The sequence below is a fragment of the Nonomuraea monospora genome (genome assembly GCF_039531895.1).
Taxonomy (GTDB): domain Bacteria; phylum Actinomycetota; class Actinomycetes; order Streptosporangiales; family Streptosporangiaceae; genus Nonomuraea; species Nonomuraea monospora.
On the sequence record NZ_BAAAQX010000045.1, the window covers coordinates 90,783 to 111,650 of the forward strand.

Below are 20,868 nucleotides of genomic sequence, written 5' to 3' on the forward strand. Positions count from 1 at the left end.
CCCGTCCCGCGGCAAACTCATCCACTCCGTGCCCATCTTTGTCTTGATCGGGAGATTTATTCGCCATTAGCCTGATAAGCCGTGGCCGACTACCTATGGTTCGTCATATGAGCATCGGGAATCCTGCGCTTGCCGACGTGCTCGCACAGCATGGCACGCCCCATCGCCTGCTGGGCGCTCTTGCCGACGGTGGAGTCCTGGTGGCAGTGCGACCAGATCGTTCCGTCGTCCTGGGGACGACTCAGGCCGGTGACCGGGTTCTGCTCGGGTACACCAGCCCCGCGACCTATGCCAGACACCGCGGCAGCCATTCCCTGTCGGCCTGCGACGCCGACACCATCCTGGACATCCAGCGCGTCACCGGGGTGCGCGAGATCGTGATCGACGCGGCCGGACCAGCCGCCGCGGCCGTGCCGATCGACGATCTCCAGCACTTCATGACCACGACACGCAGCGGGCCCACGCCTGTCCTGTCGGGGGCCGTTCCGGCCGCCTACGCGACGGGCGCGATGGCCACCGTGTCGCGAGGTGCCGCGCTGGCCCAGGTGGCTCCGCCCAGCCCGCACGCCCCGTCGCTGCCGTGGGTGCCCGCGCCCCGGCCGCACCTGTCGGGGCCGATGCAGCAGGTGGATCCTGGCTACCGCAGGTGCACGCATCCGATACTGCCCGCGCTCCGGCAGGCGATCGCGTACCTGCTCATGGACTTCCCGCTCGTGCACCACGTGTGGATCTCCGAGGCGGGCACGGCGTCCGGGGCGACCGGCATCATGCTGCACGTCAAGGTGCACATGTCGGCCGCCGAGGACGTGGTGCGCGACCTGCACCGCCTGGTGCGCGCCAGGCTGCCGCAGTTCGCCGCGTCGGGGGCGCCGATCCTCATGGCCAGGGTGGCGGACGCGCGCAGCGAGCGCCGCATGATCGAGATCGGCGCGCACGTCGTCTGTGCCAACGTCTCCGACTGAGCCAGGCTTCTGTGGAGGGCCCGGGAAAACTGGGCCCTCCCAAACAAGCCCTCGCTCCGTTGTAATGAGGGGATGATCGCACCGGCGGTGGGCACGGCCTCCGTCCCGAAGGGCGTGCGCCTCGGTTACGGCGTCGGCTCGTTCTGCACGGCCACCTTCAACGGCGTGCCGGGGCTGCTGCTGCTGTTCTACATGACGAACTTCCTGGCCGTGCCGCCGTGGCTGGCCGGCGTCGTCGTCAGCGCGCCGAAGGTCTGGGACCTGCTCATCAACCCCCTGGTGGGGCGCTGGTCCGACCGGACCGTCACCCGCTGGGGGCCGCGCAGGCCGTGGCTGCTGGCCGGGGCGTGCACGCTGCCGATCATGTTCTACCTGGTCTTCGCGGGGCCGCCGCTGACCGGGGTGCCCGCCGCGCTGTACGTGGGGGTCTGCTTCCTGGCCGCGGCGACGGCGTACGCGCTGTTCGAGGTGCCGTACAAGGCGATGCCCGGCGAGATGACGAACGACTACCACGAGCGCACGTCGCTGCTGCAGTGGCGGATGGTGTTCGTCGGCGTGGCCACCGCCATCAGCGGCGTGCTGGCGCCGGCCATCGTGACCAGCGGGGGCGGCGAGGGCACGCTGGGCAGCTACCGGACGATGGCGATCACGATCTCGGCCATCCTGCTCCTGTCCATGCTCGGCTCGTTCTTCGGCACCGCCCGCGCCCCCATGACCGGCGCCCCCGAGCCCGACGGCGGCGGGTGGCGCGAGCAGCTCGCCGCGATCAAGGGGAACTCGCCGTTCCTCTGGCTGACCGTGCTGGCCTGCGTGCAGATGTTCGCCGTCAGCATGATGCTGGCCGCCGCCCCCTACTTCGCCACGTACACGCTCGGCTCGGCGAGCGCCACCCAGACGCTCTTCGCCGCGCTGGTCGGCCCGATCCTGCTGACGATGCCGCTGTGGGTGCGGGTGGCCAGGCGCTTCGACAAGCGCGGCGCAATGCTCCTGGCGGTGCTGCTGTTCGGCGGCGGCACGATCGCGGCCATGGCCACGCCGCTGCTCGGCCCGGTGTGGGCGCACGTCACGATCCTGCTGGTCGGCGTCGGGTACGCGGGGCTCCAGCTCATGCAGTTCTCGATGCTCGCGGACGTGATCGCGGTGGACGCGGCCGAGACGGGCAAGCGGCGGGCCGGGGTGCTGACCGGGCTGTGGACGGCGATCGAGAGCGGCGTCAGCGCGTTCGGCGCGCTGGCCTTCGGCATCATCCTGTCGCTCGGCGGCTTCATCCCGTCCGAGCCGAGCAACCCCGTGCAGCAGCCGGACAGCGCGGTGACCGCGGTCCTCATCGGTCAGACCCTGATCCCCGCGCTGATCATCTTCGCTTCCGCGCTGATCACGCTGAAGTACCGGCTCACGCCACCCGCCGTGCCTGCTCCATCCGCGTCCGAGTGAACAGGCCCGACAGCAGCGCCGCGAGCAGGGGCAGGCCGAGCACGAGCACCGCCAGGAACGTCCACGGCACCACGATCGTGCCGCCGCCGAGCCACTCGGCCGTCATCGACCAGGACAGCGCGCCTCCCGTGACCGCCCCCGCCACCAGGCCCACGGCCGCGCCGAGCCCGGCGAGGTAGCCCGCCTGGGCCGCGACCACCAGCCTGCGCGTCATCGGCCGGCCGCCCACGGCGGACAGGGTGTCGAGGTCGCGGCGCATGTCGGCGACGGCCAGCCCGGTCGCGGCGAACGTGCCGCCGAGCACCAGGACCACCGACCCGGCCAGCGCCACCGCGAGCACGGTCGCGATCTTCTCCTCGGTGTAGTCGGAGGTCAGGTTCACGAACGCGGTGCGGGCGACCGCCTGGAGGTCGCGGTTGAAGCGCTCCACCTCCTCCTGGTCGCGCAGGAGGCCCGCCGAGACGCTCCGGACGTAGACGCGCCGCTCGGCCGTCTTGAGCCCGGCCGACGTGACAGCCGAAGGGGGCAGGATCAGGCCGCCCTGGCCGTCATGTGCCGGCCTCGCCACCACGGCGGGCACCCGGAAGGGGCCCTTGCCTGAGCGCTCCTCGCCCATCCGCGACCAGGACACACTGATCGTGCCGCCGCTGATCAGGCGCGGGTCGAACACCACGGCCCTGCCCGCCGCGAGCGCCGCCGCCGCCTGCGGATCGCGCCGCCCCTGCAACAGGGCGAGCAGCCGGTCGTCGCCGATCGGCACGTCGTAGTAGACGGGGCACTCGCCGGCGCAGGATCCGGAGACATGCTGGATCATCGGCGTCATGCTGTGTCCGCCGCCGTCCACGGCCTCCAGCCCGGTGACCAGGCTCGCGCCGCGCAGCTTCTCCCCGGTCACGGCACGCAGCCTCGACCAGGTCGGCTCGTCGATGTCGTAGGCGCTCACGGTCAGCGTGCCCTCGGGGGCGTCGAGCAGGAAGCGCTCCCGCTGCGTGGCGTAGTAGCTGGTGTAGGCGAGGCTGACGGTGACGGCGGCCATCGTGGCGGCCATGACGGCGGCCACCGCCGAGACGGTGCGGGCCCGGTGCCGGGTGGCGTCCCTGATCGACAGGCGCGCGGGCAGCGGCAGGCGCGCCGCCGGCCGCGCGCTGCGGCGGACGAGCCAGGGCGTCAACATGATCAGCGCGAACAGGACGACCGTGGACGCCGCCACCACCAGCAGCTCCCGCCGGGACGAGACGAAGATCGTCGCAGCCACCCCGAGCACCAGCAGCACGACGCCGGCCAGCGGGCGGGCCGCGCGTTCGCGCACCTCGTCAGGGCGGCCGGCGAGCACTCGCGCGGGGCTCTGCCGCGCCGCCCGCACGGCCGGGGCCATGGCCGCGACCAACGCGCTGACCAGGCCGAGCGCGGCCACACCGAGCACCTGCGCCCACGGCACGTCGATCGGGCCGCTGCGCCAGTCGAGCCAGCGCGCCGCGATCGACTCCGCCAGCGCCCCCGCGCCGATGCCCAGCACGACGCCCGCCAGCGCGGCCACGCCGCCCAGCACCAGGCCGTCGGCCAGCACGATCGCCCGCAGGTGACCCGGCGAACCGCCCTGCGCGGCGATGGTCGCCAGCTCCCGCCTGCGCCGCCGCAGCCCGACGGCGAACGCGGGACCGGCCAGCAGGACCGTCTCGGTGACGACCAGCAGCACGCCGATGGCCAGCCACAACGCCGTATCCGGGCTGCTGTGCGTGTAGTCGTACTGCTCCGCGCGCGGGCTCTCGATCACCGCGCGGGAGGCCACGCGCAGGCCCGCCTGGTTCAGCTCGCCCACCTTCTGCCAGGTGACCGGCGCCGGGGTGTCGGCGAGCCAGCCGTTGCCCTGCGGGTCCGTCTTCGTGGGCAGCACCGACCCGTACAGGCCGACGACCTCCAGGACGCCGGGCCTGGTCGGGTGTTCCACGACGCCGACCACGCGCTTCGGCTCGCCGCGCCTGGTGAGCTGGAGGTCGCCGCCGACGCGCACGCCACGGTCGAGCAGCGCGGGGGTGACCGCGATCTCCTGCGGGGTGGCCGGGAGCCTGCCGTCGGCCAGGGTTCTGAGCCCGGCGCCGAGCCTGTCGCGCAGGTCCACCTCCAGCAGATCCACGCTGTCGAAGCCGTCCTGGAGGCGGGCCTCGACCGTGTACAGGTAGAACGGGATGACCCGGCCGCCGATCAGGCCCGCCACCTCGGCGTCCGTCCACTTGGGCGGGCGGTTCACCTCGTCGATGGCCTGGTGGGTGAGGCGGCCGGCGGGGTCCTGGGTGATCGGGATCCTGTTCGACTGGGAGTAGACGGCCGCGTCGGCGGTCGGGCCCAGGCGGGACGGCAGCTCCTCGCGCACCGTCAGGTCCGTGGTGTTCGACAGGGTCAGCAGCGCCGTGATGACCAGGACGGGCAGGCCGATCATGACCATGACGAGGGCGGTGCGGCCCCTGGCGCGCACGGCGTCCCTGCGGGAGATGCGCAGGGCGGCGCGCAGGGCACTCAGCCGGAAGGCGCCCTGACGGGAGGCGCCCTGACGGGAGGCACTCTGACGGGAGGCGCTTTGGCGGGAGGCGCTCATCTGGAGCTCTCCAGCCGCACGGCGCTCGACTCGGCGACCAGCCCGTCACGCAGGTAGATCACCCGGTCGGCCCAGGCGGCGTAGCGCGGCTCGTGCGTGACGAGCAGCACCGCCGCGCCCGCGTCGCAGCGCGCCCGCAGCAGCTCCAGGATCTCGTCGCCGGTGGCGGTGTCGAGCGCGCCGGTCGGCTCGTCGGCCAGCAGCAGCCGCCGCTCTCCGACCAGCGCCCTGGCGATGGCCACGCGCTGGCGCTGGCCGCCGGACAGCTCCTCAGGGAAGCGGTCGGCGATCTCCTCGGCGCCCGCCTCCGCCAGCACGGCCAGCGCCTCGGCGCGGGCCTGGCCGGCGCGCACGCCGTCGAGCTCCCTCGGCAGCATGACGTTCTCGGCGGCGGTCAGGGAGGGGATGAGGTTCAGGTCCTGGAAGACGTAGCCGACGTGGCCGCGCCTGAGCGCCGCCAGGTCCTTGACCTCGGCCAGGTCCTCGCCCTCGACCACCACCGTCCCCGTGGTGGGGCGGTCGAGGCCGCCCGCCAGGTTGAGCAGGGTGGACTTGCCCGACCCGGACGGCCCCATGACCGCGACCAGCTCGCCCGCCGCGACCTCCAGGCTCACTCCCCTCAACGCGTGCACCTGACCGTGCTCGCGGGTGACGTCCCGCAACTCGACCACACTCATCGGTTCTTCTCCTTGGAAACGGCCTCGCAGTGGTCCAGCCAGCGCTGCTCCGCCTCGGCCTTGAAGATCAACGAATCCAGCACCAGCCGCTGCGCGAGCCCGCCGCCGGCGGCTCGCTTGGCCCTCGTGAGCTCCTGCAGCGCGCGCATGGTGGCGGTGCGCTGGGTGTGGATGACCTCGGCGACGTCCACGTCGCCCGCCACGGCCATCGCGATCTTGATCGCGAGCTCGTCCCGAGGCCGGTCGGTCTGCGCGACGGGGGTGCTGAACCATCGCGCCAGCTCCTCCCGACCGGCCTCGGTGATCGTGTAGACCGCGCGGCCCTGCTCGTCGGCGCCACCGGGCGCGACGAGCCCGTCGCGCTCCAGGCGGGAGAGCGTCGTGTAGACCTGGCCGATGTTCAGCGGCCAGGTCGCCCCCGTGGACGCCTCGAACTCCACCCGCAGCTGGTAGCCGTATCTTGGTCCGCTGCTCAGCAGAGAGAGCAGCCCGTGCCTGATCGACATAGATACTGAGTATGCATACTGAGTATGCCTATGGCAACCGGATCCGCGTATTCTGGACAGGGGCCGAGGTTGAGGCCGATACTCGCTCTATGAGCTCCACGCATCCGCCCTTTCGCGCCTCAGATGGGGAACGTGACCGTGCGATCGACGAGCTCAAGGAACGCGCCGTGGAGGGTCGCATCTCGCACGACACCTTCGTGGGCCGGGTCGACCAGGCCCTGCGGGCGCGTCACCAGGTCGAGCTCGACGAGCTGGTCGCCGACCTGCCGCGGCGGGCCACGCTCCGGCAGCGGCTGACCGACGCCGTCTCCTCGGTCTCCGAGTTCACCACCAAGCTGCAGTCCGCCTGGCGCCGGCCGCGGCTGCCCCGGCTGGCGCTGCCGGACGACGAGCGCCTGCGTTACGTGGTGGGCCGCGGGTCGGCCTGCGATCTCGTGCTGTCGGACCTGACGGTCTCCCGGGTGCACGCCGAGCTGCGGCGCGAGGGTGACGGCGGGTGGATGCTGGTGGATCTCGGCTCGCTGAACGGCACCCGGCTCAACGGGTGGCGGCTGGTGGGGCCGGCTCGGGTGAAGTCGGGCGACGAGGTCTCGTTCGGCGACTGCGGGTTCATGGTGACGTCGGAGCAGCCGACGTAGACGACGCCGTGGCGGCGGCCTCAGACGGCGGAGCGGCGTGCCCGACGAGCCCCACAAATACGGATATTTGCGGATTACAGGCTGATCGTGCTGATCCATGCTTCCATGCGTTTCCCCAGTCACTTGGAGACCCCATGCGGCGCACCTCAGCCTCCCTCGTCGCGGGCGCGCTCGTCGCGGCCCTCGCGTGGGCGTCAGGACCCTCCACCCCGGCCGTCGCGCTCGACCCCTCCGCGGGCGTGGCGGACCTGACCCAGGACATCAACCAGATCCTCAGCGACTCGCGGCTCACGATCGCCAGGGCGGGCGTCGTGGTCAAGAGCGCCCAGACCGGCGAGGAGCTGTACGCCACCGACGCCGGCAAGCTCCTGACCCCGGCCTCCAACACCAAGCTGTTCACCTCGGCCGCGGCGGCGGAGACGCTCGGCCTGGACTACCGCTTCCCGACCACCGTGCTGAGCACCGGCCGCAAGGCGGGCTCGCTGCTGACCGGTGACCTGGTGCTGCGCGGCACCGGCGACCCGACCATGCTGGCCGACGACTACGACGCGCTGGCGGCCGAGGTCGCCAAGGCGGGCATCACGGTCGTCACCGGCAAGCTGGTGGCCGACGACACCTGGTTCGACTCCCAGCGGCTCGGCAACGACTGGTCCTGGGACGACGAGACCGCCTACTACGCGGCGCCGATCTCGGCACTGACGGCCTCGCCCGACAGGGACTACGACGCGGGCTCGGTGATCGTGTCCGTGGCCGCCGACGGCGACCAGGTCAAGGTGTCCACCACGCCGGAGACCGACTACCTGAAGATCGTCAACAAGGCCACGGCGGGCGCCGAGACGGACGTGCTCATCGAGCGGCAGCACGGCACCCGCACGGTGGTGATCACCGGCACGGTCGCGGACCCGTACCAGGAGTGGGTGGCGGTGGACGACCCCACGACGTACGTCTCCTCGCTGTTCCGCAAGTCGCTGGCCAAGCACGGCGTCAAGGTGCTCGGGCCGACGACCGCCGGCGCCGCGCCCTCGGGGGCCAAGGAGCTGGCCAAGCACGAGTCGATGACGCTGGGCGAGCTGCTCGTGCCGTTCATGAAGCTGAGCAACAACATCCACGCCGAGATCCTCACCAAGGCCATGGGCCGCAAGGTGTCGAACCAGGGCACCTGGTCGGCGGGCCTGAAGGTCAGCACCGACTTCGCCAAGGCGAACGGCGTCCAGGTGATCAACATGCGGGACGGCTCGGGCCTGTCGCGCCGCGACGGCTTCTCGCCGGGCTCGATCGTGCAGCTCCTGTCGGCGGTACGCGCCAAGCCGTGGTTCTCCACCTGGTACGAGTCCCTGCCCATCGCGGGCAACGCCGACCGGTTCACCGGCGGCACCCTGCGCAGCCGGATGCGCGGCACGCCCGCCGAGAACAACGTGCACGCCAAGACCGGCTCGCTCACCGGCGTCACCTCGCTGTCCGGCTACGTGACGAGCGCCGACGGCGAGCCGCTGATCTTCTCGATCATGCTCAACCAGTACCTTTCGGCCTCGCCGAAGGACATCGAGGACAAGATCGCCGTCCGGCTCGCCCAGTTCTCGCGGTCGGCGGCGGCGGATGACACCGCCGGGCTCCGCAGCGCCACCGGGGGCGCGACGGGCGACCTGGAGTGCTCGTGGCTCAAGCCGGCGCAGTGCTGACGTAAATAATTCAGCGGCCCCCTGACGCGCAGGGGGCCGCTGTGGTTTACCGAGATCAGAGTAGGTGACATTACGATTCAGCTACTTGGAGCTCCAAGTTCGCTCGGTGATTTCCGTACATAGCCGACTTGGGGGGACCAGAATGCGGGTTCGACGCACAGTCGAATCCCTCATCCGGAGGACGGAATGCGTAGAGAGCTCCAGGCCGTGGCCTGTGCCGGTTGTCTGGCGGCACTGAGCCTCCCCACCTCCGCCTCCGCCGCGCAGACCTCCGCCGCGCAGGCCACCAGCACGCAGGCCACCGCCGCGCAGACCACCGCCGCGCAAGGCTCCAGCACGCGGAACGCCGCATCTCAGGCCCGGCAGCAGGCGTGCCGCGTGCTCGCGCTCAAGCCGTCCGTCGTCCAGGGCAAGGTGCGTGCGACCGCCGTGCGGTCCGGCTGCGCCGACCAGGCCCGGCTGAGGGTACGCGTCAAGGTCGCCGTCTCCGGCCCCGACCGGGTCGTCAAGAGCGGCTCCCAGATCATCGGCAACGGCCGGATCACCGCCAAGGTGGCCTGCGCCGCCACCCCGCGCCGCTTCTACGCGGTCGCGCTCGACTCGCAGGGGCGCACCAGCCAGTCGCGCTCGGTCAAGCTGTCGTGCGGGCGCCCGGCCGCCGGCGGGGGCTTCGCCTCGGCGCCCGAGACGGCGGTCGTCGCCCTCACCAACGCCGCCAGGGCCAAGAACGGCTGCCGCCCCCTCGTCCACGACGCCAAGCTGCACCTGGCCGCCGAGCGCCACTCGGCGGACATGGCGCGCAACAACTACTTCTCGCACACCTCGCGCGACGGCCGCACCTTCGACCAGCGGATCAAGGCGACCGGCTTCGTCTTCCGCCAGGCCGGCGAGAACATCGCCAAGGGCCAGCCCTCCGCCGCCGCCGTGGTCAAGGCCTGGCTCAACAGCCCGGGGCACCGGGCCAACATCATGAACTGCGCGTTCACCCGCATCGGGGTCGGCCACAACGCCAAGGGCCCGACCTGGACGCAGGACTTCGGCACGCCCTAAGCAGCAACCACTCCCCCGACCAAGGGAGCGACGGGCTTTCGCCGGCCCCACCCCGAGCCGGTTCCCACCGCACGCCCATGCGCTCCCCTCCGGGCGGACCCGGCCGCGCCTCCCCCGCACACAGGACCGCGGCCGGGTCCGCACAACCAGCGCACTGCGAGACCGCGGCACTCCTGGGATCACGGCCGGGCGACGGTCACTCCGGGCGACGGTCCGAGAAGCGGGCCAGGACCAGCGACTCGACGACCCCGACGACCGCGTACGCCAGAATCGACACCCCGGTGACGACCACGATGTCCGCCCACACCTCGTCGTAGCGGAACCCGCCGATCGCGCGCAGGATCTCGGCCCCGATGCCCTCCCCGGTGGCCAGCCACTCGGCGATCAGCGCGCCGATGATGGAGGCGGGCACGGAGATCCTGGCCGAGGCGAACACCGACGGCATGGCGGTGGGTACCGCCACCTTGCGCAGGACGGTGAGGCGGTTGCCGCCGTACGCCATGATCAGGTCGGTGGCCTGCGGCGAGGCGGAGCGCAGCCCGAAGGCGATGTTCACCAGCGCGGGGAAGAACACCACGATGCCCCCGATGACGGCCACGCCGAGCAGGTCGCGGCCGAAGATCAGCGTGATCAGCGGCGTCATCACCACGAGCGGCACCGAGCGCAGCAGCATGGCGACCGGCATGAACGTCTGCTCGACAGTCCTGAACAGCACGAACGCGACGGCGACGGCGATCGCGGCGACCATGCCGGCGACGAAGCCGATGGCCGCGTCCCTGATGGTGATGCCCAGCGCGCCGAACACGGCCTCCCGGTGGGCCTGCGAGGACGTCAGGTACTCCCAGACCTGAGGCGGGCGTTTGCCCACGAGCGGGCTGATCCCGAACGCCTCCAGCGCCAGCCACCAGGCGGCCACGACGATGACGACCGACGGCGCCAGCGGCCCGACGATGCGCAGCACGGTACGGCCGATCATGACGCTGCCTCCCCTCTCGACCAGGGGGTGACCACGCGGGCGACGAGCGCCACGAGCGCGTACCCGAGGCCCGCGATCAGGCCGGCGACCAGCGCGAGCCCCCAGGTGCGGGGCACCTGGAACTGCTGCTGGGAGATCATCAGGGAGACGCCGAGCCCCTGGTCGTTGCTGCCGAGGTATTCGCCGATGATGGCGCCGAGCAGCGCTGACGGGGCGGAGATCTTCAGGCCGGCGAACGTGCTGGGCAGGGCGGAGATGACCTGGACGTAGCGGAGCCTGGCCAGGCGGCCGCCGCCGTACACGGTGACGAGGTCGAGGCTGGTGCGGTCGGCGGAGCGCAGCCCGAGCAGGGCGCCGATGAGCGTGGTGAAGAAGACGGAGATGGCCGCGAGGAACACCACGGTCGCGTCGCCGCCGAAGACGACCAGCACGATCGGCCCGATGGCCAGCAGCGGGACGCAGTAGCTGATCACCGCGAGCTGCGTGGCGACGGCTTCGAGCCTGGGCACGAGCAGCACCAGCAGCGCCACCCCGATGGCCAGCCCGTTGCCCCACAGGAAGCCCTGGACGGCGGCGGACAGCGTGGCGGTGGCGTTCGGGCCGTAGAAGGCCCAGCCGTCGGCGCCCATGGACGTCAGCACCGCGACAGGGGTGGGCACCGCGCCGCCGTCGGCGAACACGGTCGCCGCCAGCAGCCACCAGATCGCGACGAGGGCGACGACCCCGGCGAGCCCCTGGACTCGTCTCATGAGCCGTGCCCGAACAGCAGGTCGCTGAGGTGGTCGTGGAAGGCGTGGAACTCGGGGGTGCGCATCATCTCCGGCGTGCGCGGGCGGGGCAGGTCGATCTCCACCATCTCCACGACCCGGCCGGGGCGCGGGCTCATGACGGCCACCAGGTCGGACAGGAAGATCGCCTCGCCGATGCCGTGGGTGACCATGAGCGTGGTGGCGGGCTTCTCCGTCCAGATGCGCAGCAGCTCCAGGTTGAGCCGCTGGCGGGTCATGTCGTCCAGGGCGCCGAAGGGCTCGTCGAGCAGCAGCACGCTGGGCTTGACCACGAGCGCGCGGGCGATGGAGACGCGCTGGCGCATGCCGCCGGACAGCTCGGCAGGGCGGGCCTTCTCGAAGCCCTCCAGGCCGACCAGCTTGATCAGGTCCTCGATCACGCCGGGCTCCGGCTTGAGGCCGGCCACCTCCAGCGGCAGCCGGATGTTGGCCGCGACGCTGCGCCAGGCGAGCAGCGCGGAGTCCTGGAAGGCGATGCCGAGGTGGTGGCTCCTGCGCAGCTCCTGCGGCGTCTCGCCGTTGACGCGGATCTCGCCCGCCGTGGGCTCCTCCAGGCCGGCGAGGATGCGCAGCACGGTGGACTTGCCGCAGCCGGACGGCCCGAGCAGCGACAGGAAGGAGCCCTTCGGCGTCCGGAGGTCCACCCCCTCGACGGCGGTCACGCCCTTGCCGAAGGTCTTGTTCAGCCCGGAGATGCTGATGCCGCTCATGAGAGCTTCAGGCTCGGGTCGGCCTGGTAGATCTCGTTCAGGATCGACAGGTCGAAGAGCTGCTCGGCCTTGATGGTCAGGCCGGCCTTGGCCAGCGACTCGATGTTCTGCTCGATGAGCTCGGGCGTCATCGTGAACAGGCCGTTGGCCTTGGCGTCGTCGGTGACGACGAGCTCGTTCTGCATCTTGGCCTCCTCGGTCTGCTCCTTGACGTCGAGGTTCTGGTCCTTGCCGTAGACGGTGGCGGCCAGTTCGGCGGCCTTGGCCGGGTCGGCGACGGCGTCCTTCCAGCCCTTGATCTCGGCGGTGAGGAACGCCTTGAGCTTGTCGCGCTCGTTGTCGATGGTCTCCTGCGTGACGGTGAACGTCTCGGCGACCAGCGGCAGGCCGGCGTCGGCGAGCAGCAGGTACGCCGGGTCGTGGCCCTTCATCCGCAGGTTGACCGGGCCGCTGGTGACGAAGCCCACGTACCCGTCGAGCTGGCCGGAGGTGAGCATCGACGGGTCCGACTGGAACGGCACCCTGGTCACCTTGGCGGCGTCGATGCCGTTGGCCTTGAGCAGCGCGTTCCAGACCAGCTCGTTGGAGTCCTGGACGCCGATCCTCTTGCCGACGAGGTCCTCGGCCTTCTCGATCGGGTTCTTGCTCAGCGAGATGACGGCGAACGGGTTCTTCTGGAACGTCGCGCCGACGATCTTCAGCGGCGCGCCCTGGAGCACGGCGGGCGCGGTGATGGTCGGCGCCGACAGGCCCGCCCAGCAGCGGCCGGTGGCCAGGCCGGACTCGACCGAGGTGCCGGAGCCGCCGCCGGACAGCAGCTCGACCTGGGAGAACCCGGCGGCCTTGAAGTACCCGTTGGTGTCGGCGAAGTACTCGCCGGCGAACTCGACGTTCTTCTTCCAGGAGAGCTGGAGCTTGACCGACCCGAGTCCGCCGCCGCTCGCGCTTCCGCCGCCGGAGGGGGTGGTGGACTCCCCGCAAGCGGCCAGACCGAGCGCCAGACCGGCCAGACCGGTCGTCCGCAGGAACGCGCGACGGTCGAAGGTAGCCATTAATTCTCCTTGAACGGCCGAGAACGTGCAGGTCAGGACGGTATCTATCGATTATTACCATCGTGTGACGGTGGTTTCGGACAGCACAGCCCAGGGAAGGGGCCTGGCCCTGGATCCCGGGAAAACCGCTGGCGACCCCTGTAGGTCCCTACGAGAGCGCCGCGCGAGGACCGTAGATCCCTCCAGCCGCCTGGGGGCTCCGGTAGCGTCGAGCGGGAGATGAGACTCGACGGAATCCCCCTTTGGGACGGTACCGAATACCGCGGCCCGGTCGATCTGACCTGGGAGCCCGACCGGATCACCGGCGTCGGCCCCGCCGCCGCGCCGCGCCACGGCGACCTGTGCGTGCTGCCCGGCCTGGTGGACACGCACGTCCACCTCGTCGGCCACGCGGGCCCCGGCGAGCCGCCCGACTTCGCGACCTGGCCGCTGACCACCACCCGCGACGAGCAGGTGCTGCACGGCGCCGCGCACGCCCAGCGGGCCATGCGGCACGGCGTCACGACGCTGCGCGACCTGGCCGGCGACGAGGCGCAGATCGCGCTGCGCAGGGTCTTCGACGCCGGGGTGCTGCCGGGGCCGCGCATCCAGGTGCACGGCGTGGTGGGGATGACGGCCGGGCACAACGACCTGTTCGTGCCGCCCGCGTTCCCGATGCGCAAGCCGACGGCCGACGGGCCCGACGAGTGCCGCAAGCTCGTACGGACCTGGGCCAGGGCAGGCATGGACGGCATCAAGCTCACGACCAGCGGCGGCGTGCTGTCCATCGGCGACAAGAACGTCTGGCGCAACTACACCGGCGACGAGATCAGGGCCGTGGTGGACGAGGCGCACGCGCTCGGCATGCTCGTCGCCTCGCACGCGCACTCCGAGGACGGCATCCGCGTCGCCGTCGAGGAGGGCGTCGACTCCATCGAGCACGGCACGCTGATGAGCCGCGACCTGGCCGAGACGCTGGCCGCCCGCCGCACGCCGGTGGCGCCCACGCTGCTGATCAACGAGGCCATCGCGCAGGGCCGGGTGCCCGTCACGGCCGAGGCGATGGCCAAGGCCGCCGAGCTGGTCGCCACCCGCGACGTGCTGCTGGCCCAGGCCGCGGCGCTGGGCGTGCGGTTCGTGCTGGGCACCGACGCCAACGGCCACCACGTGCAGTTCGGCGACCAGCTCGCCGAGGTCGTGCACATGACGAGGATCCTCGGCATCGACGCGGAGTCGGCGCTGCGCGCCGCCACCTCCGACGCGGCCGACTCGATCGGCATGCCCGTCGGACGGGTCGCGCAGGGGCTGGGCGCCGACCTGATCGTACTGCGCGGCCGGCCGTGGGAGCGCATCGAGGACCTGGCCACGGAGAACATCGTGGCCGTCGTGTCACGGGGCCTGGTCGTCGCGGGCCGCCTGCCCTGACCTGAGCGCCAGGTAGAGGTCCGTACGGTCGCGCATCGACGACATCCGCCGCCCGGTGAGCTCCTCGATCCGCTGCATCCGGTAGCGCAGCGTGTTGACGTGCACGTACAGCTCGTCGGCGGTGCGCTGCCAGGAGCCGCACGTCTCCAGGAAGGTGTCGAGCGTGCGCAGCAGCTCGGAGCCGTGCCGGGCGTCGTACTCCTCGACGGGGCCGAGCAGATGGTCGCGGAACGAGCGGCGCATGCTCGTCGGGAGCGAGGCCAGCAGCAGGTCGAAGCTGTCGATGTCGGCCACCGACATGATCGACACGGGTCCGGGGCCGCCGCGTGCCGACTCCATGCCGCGCCTGGCCGTCTCCAGGGCCTCGCCTAGCTGCGACACGCTGGCCACCATCTCGCTGACCCCGGCCGCGATGCTCACCGCACCCCCCACCTCCTGGATCAGGGCGCGCAGCTCGTCCGCCAGGCTCTTGCGGGAGGCGCGGCCGTTGACCAGCACGACCGCCTCGCGCGGCGTGCCGCCCACGACCAGGTGGCGGCCCTTGCGCGCCAGGCCCTCGTGCAGCAGCTCGGGCAGGTCCAGCTCGGGCCCGCCGGTCTGGGTGACCACCATGGCGGCGGTGGGCAGGCCGGGGTCGGCGCCGAGCAGCCGCAGGTGCGCCGACACCTCGCCAGGCGGGATGTGACCGAGCACGTCGAGCAGCGTCTGCGCCCTGACCCGCTCGGCCCTGCGCTGCTCGGCGGCGAAGCCGTCGGCCGTCACCACCTCGCTGATCGCGCCGAACGCCTGGTCGGGCGCGGCCAGCAGGAGCGGCAGCCGCCTGCGCTCGCACGCCGCGACCAGCTCCTCCGGCAGCTCGCCGAGCACGATCAGGCCGACGACCAGGCCCGCGACGTCGGCCGCCCACAGCGCGTCGGCGAAGCGCTCGCAGTCGGACGGCTGGGCGTACCAGACGCCGCTGGTCAGCACGAGGTCGCCGGAGCGCAGGTAGCGGCGGGGATCCGGCAGGTCCGTCGGGTACGCGCGCAGCACCTCCCGCTCGACGGCGTCGGCGCCCGTCACCAGCGTCAGCCGTAGGTCCTCGCGGGCGAGCAGATCCGACAGCCTCATGAAATCTGATGTTATGCCAGCTCAGAGCGGGAGAGTTCAGAGGTTCGCACGATACCTTCACTCCCCGGGGTCCGGTTTACTGCATGCATGCGTCCCAAAGCGGAACTCCACCTGCACATCGAGGGCACCCTGGAGCCCGAGCTCGTCGTCGAGCTGGCCCGGCGTAACCGGATCGACCTGCCCACCTTCGACGTGGAGGCCATCCGCGCGCGTTACTCCTTCGCGAACCTGCAGTCGTTCCTGGACGTGTACTACGAGAACATGGCCGTCCTGCGCACCGAGGCCGACTTCCACGACCTGGCCGCCGCCTACCTGCGGCGGGCCGCCGGGCAGGGAGTCAGGCACGCGGAGATCTTCTTCGACCCGCAGGCGCATCTGAGCAGGGGCGTGCCGCTGAACGTGGTGTTCGACGGGCTGTCGGCGGCGCTGAAGGAGAGCGAGCTGTCGGCCGCGCTGATCCTGTGCTTCCTGCGGGACCGGGGCGCGGAGGAGGCCGAGCAGGTGCTGCGGGCGGCGCTGCCGTACCGGGAGCACTTCATCGGGGTGGGGCTGGACTCGGCGGAGGTGGGATACCCGCCGTCGCTGTTCCGCAAGGTCTTCGACATCGCCGCCGCCGAGGGGCTGCATCGGGTGGCGCACGCCGGCGAGGAGGGCGGGCCCGACTACGTGTGGGAGGCGCTGGACATCCTGCGCGTCGAGCGGGTGGACCACGGCATCAGGGCGATGGAGGACCCGCAGCTCGTGGCCAGGCTGCGGGCGGAGCGCATTCCGCTGACCGTGTGCCCGCTGTCGAACGTGCGGCTGCGCGCGGTGCCGTCACTGCGTGACCACATCCTGCCCGCGATGCTGGACGAGGGCCTGCTCGTGACCGTCAACTCCGACGACCCCGCCTACTTCGGCGGCTACGTGGACGACAACTACGAGGCGCTGCGGCGGGAGCTGGGCATGACCGACGACCAGCTCGACCGGATCGCCCGCAACTCCTTCGAGGCGTCCTTCGTGCCGGCCCGGCTCTGAACGCGCGGATGGGGCCCGCCCCTTGCCGGGCGGGCCCCATCAGGGCGTCTCGTCAGCCGCTCAGGACGCTGCTGAGCAGCTCGTTCAGGAGGTCCAGGTCGAGAATGTCGTTGTCCTCACCGAAGTTGTTCCACTCGCCGAAGTCCCACTTCGTCTCGTCGTCCTTGCCGTGGTTGGGGCCGGGCAGGATGTGCGACTCGGCGGTGACACTGGGCGCCGCGGCGAGGGCGGTGCCACCGAACATGACCATCCCGCCGACGAGCCCGGCGAGGACGAGTCCGTTTCTGTACATTGTGTTTCTCCCTGATACCTCTCGACTACTCTCCGTAGCTATCGGTGGGAAATCTCCCCCTCGTCCCAGATAGACAAACACCGACATTTTCGCTGTTGACCTGCAAAAATGCCGCGTCTAGCCAAACAGTGAGGCACATCGTGCTACTTGACGCATAGATGTGCGGGAGTGCACAACGACCGACCTTTTCCTGTACGTCCCATGACTATGGCGTCCGGCCGCCCCTGGCTTCACACTGGGGCGTGTCACGGGGAGGCCAATCATGACCACACACGCGGGTCCGTCCGGCGGGACGGTCACCGAACGGCGCCCCGAGCTGGACGCGATGCGCGCCCTCGTGGTCGTCGGGCTGGTGTTCTTCCACGCGTCGCTGGTGTTCGACTCGCGCGACGACTTCTACGTCAAGAACGCCGAGACCACCGGCATCACGTTCGTCATCGCGGGGCTCTGCGTGATCTGGGCGATGCCGCTGCTGTTCCTCATCGCCGGGCTGGGCACCTGGCACTCGCTGCGGCGCAGGGGCCCCGGCGGGTTCGCCGTGGAGCGGCTGCTGCGGCTCGGCGTGCCGCTCGTGTTCGCCCTGGCGGTGCTGCTGCCGGTGCCGCAGTGGCTGCGGGCGCGCGGCACGCCCGGCTACGCGGAGTCCTACTGGGAGTTCTGGCCGCGCTTCTTCACGGTACGGCTCGACCTTGGCGACTTCCCGTTCGTCCTGGAGGGCGAGCACTTCGAGACCGGGCACCTGTGGTTCGTCGTGCTGCTGCTGACGTTCTCGCTGCTGCTGGCGCCGCTGGTGCGGTGGGTGCCGCGCGAGCGGGCCAGGCGCGCCCGCGCGCGACTGGTCGCGCTCTCGCGACCGCGCGGCGCGCTGCTGCTGCTCGGGCTGCCCGTCGCGGCGGTCTGCGCGGTGATCGGGCTGGCCGAGGAGTTCGGCGGCTGGGACCGCTGGGCGTACCTGGTGTTCTTCCTGTACGGCTTCCTGCTCGTGACCGATCGCGGCTTCCGCGCGGCGATGCGACGCGACCGGGTGCCTGCCGCGGTGGCGGCCGTGGCGCTGCTGGCGGTGGGGATGCCCGGCTTCGTCCTCGTCGGCCAGGACCCCGGCGCCGACCCGTTCAGGGACCTGACCCCGCTCGCGGTCGGGGTCCGGACGCTGTACGGCCTGGCCGGCTGGTGCGCGCTGGTGGCGATACTCGGCGCCCTCGACCGCCCGCGCCCCGCCTCCGGCGGCTCCCCGGGCAGGCGGCGCGGCTGGTACGCCTACCTCGCGCCCGCCGTGCTGCCGCTCTACATCCTGCACCAGCCGATCGTGGTGGCCGTGGCCTACTTCGTGGTCGGCTGGCGGGCGCCCATCCTGGTCGAGTACCTGGTGATCGTGGCGGTCTCGCTGGCGCTGACCCTGCTCGCCTACGACCTGCTGGTACGGCGTACCAGGGTGACCAGGTTCCTGTTCGGCATGCGCGAGCCTACGGCAGGGTCAGGATCACCGGCCCGTCCTCGGTGATGGCCACCGTGTGCTCGACGTGCACGCTCCTGCTGCCGTCTCCCGTGCACACCGACCAGCCGTCCGAGGACATGTAGTAGCGGTCGCCGCCGCCCGCCATCAGGCTGGGCTCGATCGCGATCACCAGCCCAGGCCGCAGCCGCAGCCCACGCCCCGCACGGGCCTCGTTCGGCACGAACGGCTCCTCGTGCATGGCCCGGCCGATGCCGTGGCCGCCGAAGTCGTTCTGCATGCCGTATCCGGCGCCGCGCCCGACGGTGGACATCGCGTGCCCGATGTCACCCATCCGCGCGCCGGGCCTGGCCGCCTCGATGCCCGCCGCCAGCGTCTCCTCCGCGACCCTGATCAGCTTGAGGTCCTCCGCCAGCGGCTCCCCCACGGTGAAGCTGACCGTGCCGTCGGCGTGCCACCCGTCGATGTACGCGGCGCAGTCCACGCTGATCAGGTCACCGTCCCGCAGCCGGTACGGCGACGGCAGCCCGTGCAGCATGACGCCGTTGACCGAGGTGCAGATCACACCGGGGTACGGCATCGCCCCGAACGACGGGTGGTACCCGAGGAACGACGCCTTCGCCCTGGCCTCCTCGATGACCGTCCTGGCCACCTCGTCCAGCTCCTTGAGCGACACGCCCACGGCCGCCTGCTCGCGCACGGCGGCGTGGACGGCGGCGACGACCTTGCCGGACTCCCGCATCACGGCGATCTCACCGGCAGACTTGTACTCGATCACAGCCCCTCCTTGCCGATAACTATACCGGTATTATTATCACGGATCTCGGGGGCATGGAGGGGCCCCTACCCCGGCTCAGTCCATCCCTCTCCTGCCCGGGGTCCAGAACGGCCTCGACCGCACGTCCTTGCGCACCCGTACGAGATGAGGGCGCACGGCCTGGATCGTCCGCGCCTAGCCCGCCAGGCAGGCCACGCCGGGCCCGTCGCTCAACGCCAGGCCCGGATTTCGCCCGCCAGCCCGGCCAGCGACTCGACCGGCTGCTCGACCTCGGCCCACGGCGGCGTCAGGTCGGCGCTGTCGTAGCGCGGCACCACGTGCACGTGGAAGTGGAAGACGCTCTGCCAGGCCGCCTCCCCGCTGGCGTGCCACAGGTTCACGCCCGGCGCCCCGAGCGCGCCCGTCAGCCGCCTGGACACCTCCACGGCCGCCCGCATGACGTGCGCCGCCGTCTCCACCGGGATCTCGGCCAGGTCGCGGTGGTGAGCACGAGGAACCACCAGCGTGTGGCCGCGACCGGCTCAGACGGTGATCACCACCTTGCCCTTGGCGTGCCCCCGCTCCACGTGCGCGATGGCCTCAGGCACCTCGCTCAACGGATGCGTACGCTCGATGACCGGCGTCAGCTTGCCCGCCTCGGCCAGTTCCCGCAGCACGGCCAGGTCGTCGGCGTTCTCGTGGGTGACGAAGGTGGGCAGGCGGTGACGGACGAACAGGTTCAGCACGCTCAGCCCGACGATGCGCCCGATCACGCCGACCCAGCGCCCCCCAGAGCCGCTGTTGTGCAGGTACGTGCCCGTCGGGGTGAGGATGCGCCGGCAGTCGGCCACCCGGCGGTTGCCCACGTTGTCGAGGACGACGTCGTAGCGGTGGCCGGTGCGGGTGAAGTCCTCCTTGGTATAGTCGATCACGTGGTCGGCCCCGAGGGACCGCACCAGCTCCACGTTCCCGCCGCCGCACACGCCGGTGACCTCCGCCCCGAAGGCCTTGGCGAGCTGCACCGCGAACGTGCCGATCCCGCCCGCCGCCCCGTTGACCAGCACCCGCTGCCCCGGCGCCAGCCGGCCCTTGTCGCGTAACGCCTGCAGCGCGGTCTGCGCCGACGTGGGCACGGCCGCGGCCTGCTCGAACGTGAACCCGGCCGGCTTGCCGCTCAGCGGGCCGCTCTCGGGGACGGCGACGTACTCGGCGAAGGAGCCGGGGGCGCAGCCGTACACCTCGTCTCCGGGCGCGAACCGGCTGACGTCCTTGCCGACCGCCTCGACGATCCCGGCGAGGTCTGCGCCCAGGCCGTGCGCCTTCGGCCTGGTCAGGCCGGACACGGCGCGGAAGATGTAGGGGTCGCCTCTGAGCAGGTGCCAGTCGCCGGGGTTGACGGAGGCCGCCCGCACGCGGACGAGCACGCCGTCGTCGGCGAGGTCGGGCTTGGCGGTCTCCTCCAGCGAGATGACGTCGGGCGGGCCGTAGGCGTGGTAGCGGATGGCCTTCATGGCAGCTCCTGTTACACGTGAAAGAAAAAGCTGACACGTGAAAAGCTACCTCTCCGAAGGGTTGCGCGCGCACGAAAAAGCGGCGGGCGGGAGGTGAATCCTCCCGCCCGCCGCTCAGCGATTCGTCAGGCTTTGAGCCAGCTCATCATCGGACGGAGCTTGGCGCCGGTCTTCTCGATCGGGTTCTCGGCCAGCTCCTCGCGGAAGCGCGTGAACTCCTTCTGGCCGCTGTCGAACTCCTCGACGAGCTGCCGGGCGA

General features: G+C 71.4%; 20 protein-coding genes. 8 read left to right on the forward strand and 12 right to left on the reverse strand.

What is annotated here, in order from left to right:
* The first annotated feature begins 200 nt into the window (after window positions 1-200).
* Both ABD331_RS51555 and ABD331_RS51560 read left to right on the forward strand, forming a co-directional pair.
* Complete coding sequence (locus ABD331_RS51555) at window positions 201-962, forward strand: hypothetical protein (protein ID WP_344493271.1); 762 nt, start codon at window positions 201-203, stop codon at window positions 960-962.
* Window positions 963-1,034: 72 nt separating this feature from the next.
* A complete protein-coding gene (locus tag ABD331_RS51560) occupies window positions 1,035-2,396 on the forward strand; it encodes an MFS transporter (RefSeq protein ID WP_344493273.1) in 1,362 nt (453 codons plus the stop codon).
* Here the strand turns inward: ABD331_RS51560 and ABD331_RS51565 are convergent.
* Genes ABD331_RS51565 through ABD331_RS51575 form a run of 3 tightly spaced genes read right to left on the reverse strand, consistent with a single transcriptional unit; the run spans window position 2,356 to window position 6,172 of the window.
* Window positions 2,356-4,989, reverse strand: a complete 2,634-nt coding sequence (locus ABD331_RS51565) for an FtsX-like permease family protein (protein WP_344493275.1) — start codon at window positions 4,987-4,989, stop codon at window positions 2,356-2,358. The two genes, ABD331_RS51560 and ABD331_RS51565, sit on opposite strands and share 41 nt — an antisense overlap.
* Complete coding sequence (locus ABD331_RS51570; RefSeq protein WP_344493277.1) at window positions 4,986-5,666, reverse strand: ABC transporter ATP-binding protein; 681 nt, start codon at window positions 5,664-5,666, stop codon at window positions 4,986-4,988. The genes ABD331_RS51565 and ABD331_RS51570 overlap by 4 nt, the downstream gene beginning before the upstream one ends.
* Window positions 5,663-6,172: a PadR family transcriptional regulator gene (locus tag ABD331_RS51575; protein ID WP_148436882.1), complete on the reverse strand. Its 510-nt coding sequence runs from the start codon at window positions 6,170-6,172 to the stop codon at window positions 5,663-5,665. The genes ABD331_RS51570 and ABD331_RS51575 overlap by 4 nt, the downstream gene beginning before the upstream one ends.
* A gap of 89 nt (window positions 6,173-6,261) precedes the next feature.
* Between ABD331_RS51575 and ABD331_RS51580 the strand changes: the two genes are divergently transcribed.
* From ABD331_RS51580 to ABD331_RS51590, 3 genes are all read left to right on the forward strand, one after another.
* Window positions 6,262-6,810, forward strand: a complete 549-nt coding sequence (locus tag ABD331_RS51580) for an FHA domain-containing protein (RefSeq protein ID WP_344493280.1) — start codon at window positions 6,262-6,264, stop codon at window positions 6,808-6,810.
* A 134-nt stretch (window positions 6,811-6,944) separates the two neighbouring features.
* A complete protein-coding gene (gene dacB / locus ABD331_RS51585; RefSeq protein ID WP_344493282.1) occupies window positions 6,945-8,489 on the forward strand; it encodes a D-alanyl-D-alanine carboxypeptidase/D-alanyl-D-alanine endopeptidase in 1,545 nt (514 codons plus the stop codon).
* Between the two features lie 186 nt (window positions 8,490-8,675).
* Window positions 8,676-9,539, forward strand: coding sequence for a CAP domain-containing protein (locus ABD331_RS51590; protein WP_344493284.1), 864 nt, complete (start codon window positions 8,676-8,678; stop codon window positions 9,537-9,539).
* Window positions 9,540-9,735: 196 nt separating this feature from the next.
* Here the strand turns inward: ABD331_RS51590 and ABD331_RS51595 are convergent, their stop codons facing one another.
* From ABD331_RS51595 to ABD331_RS51610, 4 genes are read right to left on the reverse strand one after another with little or no spacing between them, the layout of a single operon-like run.
* Window positions 9,736-10,515, reverse strand: a complete 780-nt coding sequence (locus tag ABD331_RS51595) for an ABC transporter permease (protein ID WP_344493286.1) — start codon at window positions 10,513-10,515, stop codon at window positions 9,736-9,738.
* Window positions 10,512-11,264 (reverse strand): ABC transporter permease, encoded by a 753-nt coding sequence (locus tag ABD331_RS51600; RefSeq protein ID WP_344493288.1) that lies wholly within the window; start codon window positions 11,262-11,264, stop codon window positions 10,512-10,514. Before ABD331_RS51600 ends, ABD331_RS51595 begins: the two co-directional genes overlap by 4 nt.
* Window positions 11,261-12,013: an ABC transporter ATP-binding protein gene (locus ABD331_RS51605; RefSeq protein WP_344493290.1), complete on the reverse strand. Its 753-nt coding sequence runs from the start codon at window positions 12,011-12,013 to the stop codon at window positions 11,261-11,263. The genes ABD331_RS51600 and ABD331_RS51605 overlap by 4 nt, the downstream gene beginning before the upstream one ends.
* Window positions 12,010-13,065: an ABC transporter substrate-binding protein gene (locus ABD331_RS51610; RefSeq protein ID WP_344493292.1), complete on the reverse strand. Its 1,056-nt coding sequence runs from the start codon at window positions 13,063-13,065 to the stop codon at window positions 12,010-12,012. Before ABD331_RS51610 ends, ABD331_RS51605 begins: the two co-directional genes overlap by 4 nt.
* Before the next feature lie 219 nt (window positions 13,066-13,284).
* Here ABD331_RS51610 and ABD331_RS51615 point away from each other — a divergent pair, with 219 nt between their 5' ends.
* Window positions 13,285-14,469 carry an amidohydrolase family protein gene (locus ABD331_RS51615; RefSeq protein ID WP_344493294.1) on the forward strand — a complete coding sequence of 395 codons (1,185 nt, stop codon included), beginning with the start codon at window positions 13,285-13,287 and terminating at the stop codon, window positions 14,467-14,469.
* Here the strand turns inward: ABD331_RS51615 and ABD331_RS51620 are convergent.
* Window positions 14,434-15,579, reverse strand: coding sequence for a PucR family transcriptional regulator (locus ABD331_RS51620; protein ID WP_344493296.1), 1,146 nt, complete (start codon window positions 15,577-15,579; stop codon window positions 14,434-14,436). The two genes, ABD331_RS51615 and ABD331_RS51620, sit on opposite strands and share 36 nt — an antisense overlap.
* Before the next feature lie 87 nt (window positions 15,580-15,666).
* Here ABD331_RS51620 and ABD331_RS51625 point away from each other — a divergent pair, with 87 nt between their 5' ends.
* Entirely contained in the window at window positions 15,667-16,596 is a 930-nt protein-coding gene (locus ABD331_RS51625; RefSeq protein ID WP_344493298.1) for an adenosine deaminase, read from the forward strand.
* Between the two features lie 52 nt (window positions 16,597-16,648).
* Here ABD331_RS51625 and ABD331_RS51630 read toward each other — a convergent pair whose 3' ends face one another.
* Complete coding sequence (locus ABD331_RS51630) at window positions 16,649-16,888, reverse strand: hypothetical protein (protein ID WP_148436893.1); 240 nt, start codon at window positions 16,886-16,888, stop codon at window positions 16,649-16,651.
* A 262-nt stretch (window positions 16,889-17,150) separates the two neighbouring features.
* Between ABD331_RS51630 and ABD331_RS51635 the strand changes: the two genes are divergently transcribed.
* Window positions 17,151-18,389: an acyltransferase family protein gene (locus tag ABD331_RS51635; protein WP_344493300.1), complete on the forward strand. Its 1,239-nt coding sequence runs from the start codon at window positions 17,151-17,153 to the stop codon at window positions 18,387-18,389.
* On the opposite strand, the gene map is transcribed toward ABD331_RS51635, so the two are convergent.
* From map to ABD331_RS51650, 3 genes are all read right to left on the reverse strand, one after another.
* Window positions 18,352-19,119 carry a type I methionyl aminopeptidase gene (gene map / locus ABD331_RS51640; protein ID WP_148436895.1) on the reverse strand — a complete coding sequence of 256 codons (768 nt, stop codon included), beginning with the start codon at window positions 19,117-19,119 and terminating at the stop codon, window positions 18,352-18,354. The genes ABD331_RS51635 and map overlap by 38 nt on opposite strands.
* Before the next feature lie 209 nt (window positions 19,120-19,328).
* Window positions 19,329-19,622, reverse strand: a complete 294-nt coding sequence (locus tag ABD331_RS51645; protein WP_344493307.1) for an HIT family protein — start codon at window positions 19,620-19,622, stop codon at window positions 19,329-19,331.
* An 18-nt stretch (window positions 19,623-19,640) separates the two neighbouring features.
* Window positions 19,641-20,609, reverse strand: a complete 969-nt coding sequence (locus ABD331_RS51650; RefSeq protein ID WP_344493303.1) for an NAD(P)-dependent alcohol dehydrogenase — start codon at window positions 20,607-20,609, stop codon at window positions 19,641-19,643.
* Between the last annotated feature and the right edge of the window lie 259 nt (window positions 20,610-20,868).